At 34.2% G+C, this 5,021-nt stretch carries 6 protein-coding genes; 5 read left to right on the top strand and 1 reads right to left on the bottom strand.

The window, feature by feature from the left end; all coding sequences use genetic code 11:
• Positions 1–194: transposase (locus BM212_RS11985; RefSeq protein ID WP_483869209.1), on the bottom strand; the 194-nt coding region annotated here is incomplete at its 3' end.
• 276 nt (positions 195–470) lie between these two features.
• Between BM212_RS11985 and BM212_RS11980 the strand changes: the two genes are divergently transcribed.
• From BM212_RS11980 to BM212_RS11960, 5 genes are all read left to right on the top strand, one after another.
• On the top strand, positions 471–665 hold the full coding sequence (locus tag BM212_RS11980) for a YgaP family membrane protein (RefSeq protein ID WP_177206474.1): 195 nt from the start codon (positions 471–473) through the stop codon (positions 663–665).
• 341 nt (positions 666–1,006) lie between these two features.
• Complete coding sequence (gene rapZ, locus BM212_RS11975) at positions 1,007–1,894, top strand: RNase adapter RapZ (RefSeq protein ID WP_072694244.1); 888 nt, start codon at positions 1,007–1,009, stop codon at positions 1,892–1,894.
• Entirely contained in the window at positions 1,888–2,904 is a 1,017-nt protein-coding gene (locus tag BM212_RS11970) for a gluconeogenesis factor YvcK family protein (RefSeq protein WP_177206476.1), read from the top strand. Before rapZ ends, BM212_RS11970 begins: the two co-directional genes overlap by 7 nt.
• Before the next feature lie 34 nt (positions 2,905–2,938).
• Positions 2,939–3,874 (top strand): DNA-binding protein WhiA, encoded by a 936-nt coding sequence (whiA, locus tag BM212_RS11965; RefSeq protein ID WP_072694245.1) that lies wholly within the window; start codon positions 2,939–2,941, stop codon positions 3,872–3,874.
• Positions 3,875–4,233: 359 nt separating this feature from the next.
• Positions 4,234–4,614, top strand: coding sequence for a PilZ domain-containing protein (locus BM212_RS11960; protein ID WP_177206473.1), 381 nt, complete (start codon positions 4,234–4,236; stop codon positions 4,612–4,614).
• Positions 4,615–5,021 lie beyond the last annotated feature (407 nt).

Here is a 5,021-nt window from a genome sequence, read left to right as displayed (position 1 = left end):
GCAAATAGTAGCGCTTTGAGTAAAACTTTCGGGTGATAAGCCGGGCGACCAAAGTCGTTTTCAATTAAGTGATATTGCGAGTCATCTAAATCTTCCACAACTTGATGAATAGAGTAGACGATATGATTTTCTGGTAAGTAACAGTTCATTTCTAATGGCAAGGTTGTTTGGTTCATGGTATATTGAGTATACATAAGGAGCACCCTTTCTATGATGTTTTTGTGGTGATTATATTATACCAAAGCCGTGCTCCTTTTGCTTACATAAACAAATAAGATCCACTGAAATCTCAAGTAGATTTTCAGCGGATCTTATTTGTTTGTTAAGACTTTTGTCCCAGCCTCTGTTTTTTTGATTATTTAAGATTTTTACATTTAAAACAGAAATTTATTAAGGTGTTTTTCTTTAGCTATGTACAAATGTTTCTTATAATAAGTAAACAACATATTAAGAGAAAGGGTGCCGATAATATGGATAAAAATATTGGAGAATTAGATAGTATTTTACGAATTATTTTTGGAGCTGCTTTAGCGCCTTTATTCTTTTTTACAAAAGGATTGGGCAAAATGCTGGGAATAGCTGGAATTGCTTTGCTGATAACAGGGAAAACACAAAAATGTGGAATGTATCAAGTTACAGGGACAAATACTCTAAAAAAGGATTAGGAATTTAATTAATTTTGATTAAGATGTGGATTATGTGACTCAAAAATATTGATCTGTTTTCAGGAAATAGTTACATGGATAAAATTCAACTTTTAAACCACTAATATAATAGAAATTTAAAAGAACAATCATGACTGAGAATTTTCAGCTTGATTGTTCTTTTAAAATGATTAAATCTATCTAATTCATCAAAAGACAAAAATAGTTAATTCTGATGTAATTTTTTAAAATTAGTTATAGATACTCTATACATGACACGCCCGGAATGTTATAATACATGGAATGGACAGAATGAGCTGTCAGATTAGTGCGGGTAATAGTTTGAAAAGGAGTGCTGAGTTGTGGGAGAAAATATAGAACTTGTCATCATTACAGGTATGAGTGGTGCTGGTAAAACAGTTGCCATGCAGAGTTTTGAAGATATGGGATACTATTGTGTTGATAATATGCCGCCAAATTTACTTCCAACATTTTGGGACCTAGTCAGAGAATCTGGACATTTTTCAAAAATTGCTTTAGTAATGGACCTTAGAATGCGTGATTTCTTTGAACAAATGAGAGAAACAATTTTAAAAGTTGAAAATAGTCCACATATTACCACGCGTATTTTGTATTTAGAAGCTACTGAAAAAGAGCTAGTTTCTCGTTATAAAGAAACACGTCGTTCACATCCTTTAGCTACAAACGGACGCACGATAGATGGAATAAGAAAAGAGAAAGAATTACTTGAAGATATCAAAACTCGAGCTCAGGTCGTTATTGATACGACTAACCTGACTCCAAGACAATTAAGAGAAAAATTGATTGAAAATTTTAAAGCAAAAGAAAAAGAAATGTTTCGCGTGGAAATGGTCTCATTTGGGTTTAAATATGGCTTGCCGATAGATGCAGATATTGTGATGGACGTGAGATTCCTGCCAAACCCTCATTATATCGAAGAATTAAGACCTCAAACTGGTTTAGACAAGAAAGTATATGACTATGTTATGCAGCAACCTGAAACAGAACCCTTTTATAAAAAATTTGCTGAGTTATTAGATTATTCTCTTCCAGGTTATAAAAGAGAAGGAAAAAGCAATATAACAATTGCAATTGGCTGTACTGGTGGTAAGCATCGTTCTGTAGCCTTAGCCGAACGATTAGGTCACAAAATAGAAGCTGATGGGTATTTAGTTAATATTACTCATCGTGACAAAGATAAAACAAAGGAGTCAACCGTGAGATCATGATGAAAACGAGATTAAAGAAAAGACGTCCTAAAATCGTCGTGATCGGCGGTGGTACCGGACTTCCAGTTATATTAAAAAGCTTAAAAGAGAAAGATGCGGATGTTACTGCAGTCGTAACCGTAGCAGACGATGGAGGAAGTAGTGGTGCCTTACGTGAAAGCCTCAATGCTGTTCCTCCAGGTGACTTAAGAAATGTCTTGATTGCATTATCTGAGATCTCGCAAATACACAAAGATATTTTTCAATATCGTTTTCAATCTGAGGATCAGTCGTTATCGGGGCACTCAATCGGTAATCTGATTATTTCAGCAACAGCAGATATGAAAGGGAATATTTACGAAGCTATCCAGATTCTAGCAAAAATGATGCAAGTCAAAGGTCATGTCTATCCGGCTGCTGAAGAACCACTTGTTTTAAATGCACGGTATATGGATGGAACGACTGCAAAAGGAGAATCACACATCGCTCAATCTGGAAAAATGATCGATTACGTTGCCTTGTCCTGTGTAGGAGAACCTCATCCAATCAAAGCAAGCAGAAAAGTCGTTTCAGCAATCATGGATGCAGATATGGTTGTTTTAGGTCCTGGAAGTCTATACACAAGTATCTTACCGAATTTAATGATTCCAGACATAGGAAAGGCAGTCATGAATACTGAAGCAAATGTTGTGTATATCTGTAATATAATGACTCAATTAGGAGAAACTGAAGGTATGTCAGATGCTGATCATATCGAAGTTCTGCACCGACATTTAGGTGAAAAATTTATTGATATTGCACTAGCGAATATTGGGAAAGTTCCTGATGAGTATGTAGAAGAAGAACAATCTACTGAAAACCTGCTCCAGGTGGAACATGATTTCAAAGGTTTGAAGGGAGCAGTACCTCATATCATATCAGATGACTTTCTTGAAATGAGAAATCATGGTGTATACCATAACGGTGAAAAAGTGGCTGAAGAAATTTTCAGAACTGCTTTCAATTCTCAACGCGCTTTTAAAAACTTTTGATAAGAAGTACTTTTAAAAGAAAGGGGGAAACAAGATGTCATTTGCAGCTGATGTAAAAAAAGAACTGACGATGTTAGAAGTCCATCCTGAACATGCCAAGGCAGAACTTGCAGCTTTAATTAGAATGAATGGAACGTTGAGTATAGTTAATAAAGAGTTTTTACTTAATGTACAAACTGAGAATGCAGCGATTGCAAGAAGAATCTATTCTTTGATTAAAGATAATTTTGATGTAGAATCAGAACTTTTAGTTCGGAAAAAAATGAAACTAAAGAAAAATAATGTGTACATTGTCCGGCTGAAAAGTGGAAGTAAACTTATTTTATCAGAACTTGGTATAATGGATGGGATGTTATACCATGGTCATATTCCCAAAGAAATCTTAAATAGCAGACAAAAAGCGAAATCTTACCTTAGAGGGGCATTTCTGGCTGGAGGATCTGTCAATAGTCCTGGAACAAGTAGATATCATCTGGAAATCCATTCTAGTTATGAAGAGCATAATGAAGATATTTGTCAGATGATGCAAGAGTTTGAGTTGAATGGTCGTACCCATGAAAGAAGAAATGGCTACATCGTTTATTTGAAAGAATCAGAAAAAATAGCAAACTTTCTAGCCCTAATCGGCGCTACTGGAAGTATGTTCAAGTTTGAAGATGTGCGAATTGTAAGAGATATGCGAAATTCGGTCAACCGTCTTGTGAACTGTGAGAATGCGAATATGAATAAGACAATTGATGCAGCTGGTAGACAAATTGAGAATATCAAATTTATTGACCGAATGATTGGTCTTAATTCTATCCCTGATAAATTACAAGAAATCGCCTTATTAAGAGTGGAATACCCGGATATCAGTTTAAAAGAGCTGGGAGAACTTGTGCCAAACGGAGGCGTTTCTAAATCAGGCGTCAATCATCGATTACGCAAACTAAATCAGATGGCTGAAGAATTAAAACAGCAGCATGCTTAAGTAGTAAGGACACCCTGATTCTCATGAATCAGGATATGACCTTGTAAAAACAGATAAAATAAAGTAAAATTACAGAGTTGTCAACTCACCATGGTGTAATGGATAACACCTGAGATTCCGGTTCTCAAGCTGGGGGTTCGATTCCCTCTGGTGAGGTAAATAAACTTTAAGACCCTATAAAATAGGGTCTTTTTTGAAATCAAGAAAGATTAATCTTCTTTAGACCTACTTTACTTTGATAGTTTTATGTTAAAATAGAATTGAAAAAATTAACTAGATAATAAATACGTACCTATATCAATAGAGAAAAGAAGATGGTCAAGCTTTAAATATTAGTTATGGGAAAGAGGTCTAATTGGATGCTGAACAGGAGAAGACTATTCAGAGTTAGAATAAAGGGTTTTGAACAGGCAACTATGATTAATTATGCCAATAAAAAATCTACATATAATATTATATTAATCAACATAAGTGGAAATGGTTTATCTTTCATGAGTCGAAAGAAATTTCCAATATCAAAATACAATAAATATACATTTATGTTTGAATTAGAAGGCGAAAAATTTGAACTAGAAGGCTATATTGTAAGAAATTCTTTTAAAGAAGAAGATAGGTATATCAAGTATGGGGTGAAATTGATTACTTTATCGACTAAAAAAGAATCAGAATTAATCAGAAGAATCAATAAATATCAGAGTAGACATTATAGAAATAATATTTTGGAAGACCAGAAGTATTGAATAAATTTGCAGTGTTCTCGAAGAACGGAAGGTATTATTAGTCTGAAGGAATCAATTTTATAACCTAACTAAAGACCTGAATAATTCATAACTCTGTATTTTAAGTAAATCTCTTAAAAAAATCATTCTCGCTTTATTTATTTTGATAACTTTTGCCCAAAACAATCTTTTTAAAGACTCTTTTCATTTTTGTAAGTGCCCAAAAATTACTTTTGTATAATTTTGGGCACACTTATCCCTTGGAACTTTTCTCTTAAATAAATAGTATCCGCTTAGTTTATACCCATGAATGGGACCGCCTCAGGCGGTCGAAGACAGCATAGAATTCTTTATGATAAACGTGATAACTAGACAGTTTAAGATAGACTTGCCTACCTGTTTGGACAAGTTTCCCGGCTACTTTAAGT

The organism is Marinilactibacillus piezotolerans (genome assembly GCF_900114235.1).
Taxonomy (GTDB): Bacteria; Bacillota; Bacilli; order Lactobacillales; family Carnobacteriaceae_A; genus Marinilactibacillus; species Marinilactibacillus piezotolerans.
Note: the sequence above shows the minus strand (reverse complement) of the source record. Positions and strands in the feature narration are given on the sequence as shown.

Bases quoted from the DNA above. Each gene is read 5' to 3' on its own strand.
- BM212_RS11980 (WP_177206474.1), top strand. From the start codon at position 471: ATGGATAAAAATATTGGAGAATTAGATAGTATTTTACGAATTATTTTT.
- whiA (WP_072694245.1), top strand. From the start codon at position 2,939: ATGTCATTTGCAGCTGATGTAAAAAAAGAACTGACGATGTTAGAAGTC.
- BM212_RS11960 (WP_177206473.1), top strand. From the start codon at position 4,234: ATGCTGAACAGGAGAAGACTATTCAGAGTTAGAATAAAGGGTTTTGAA.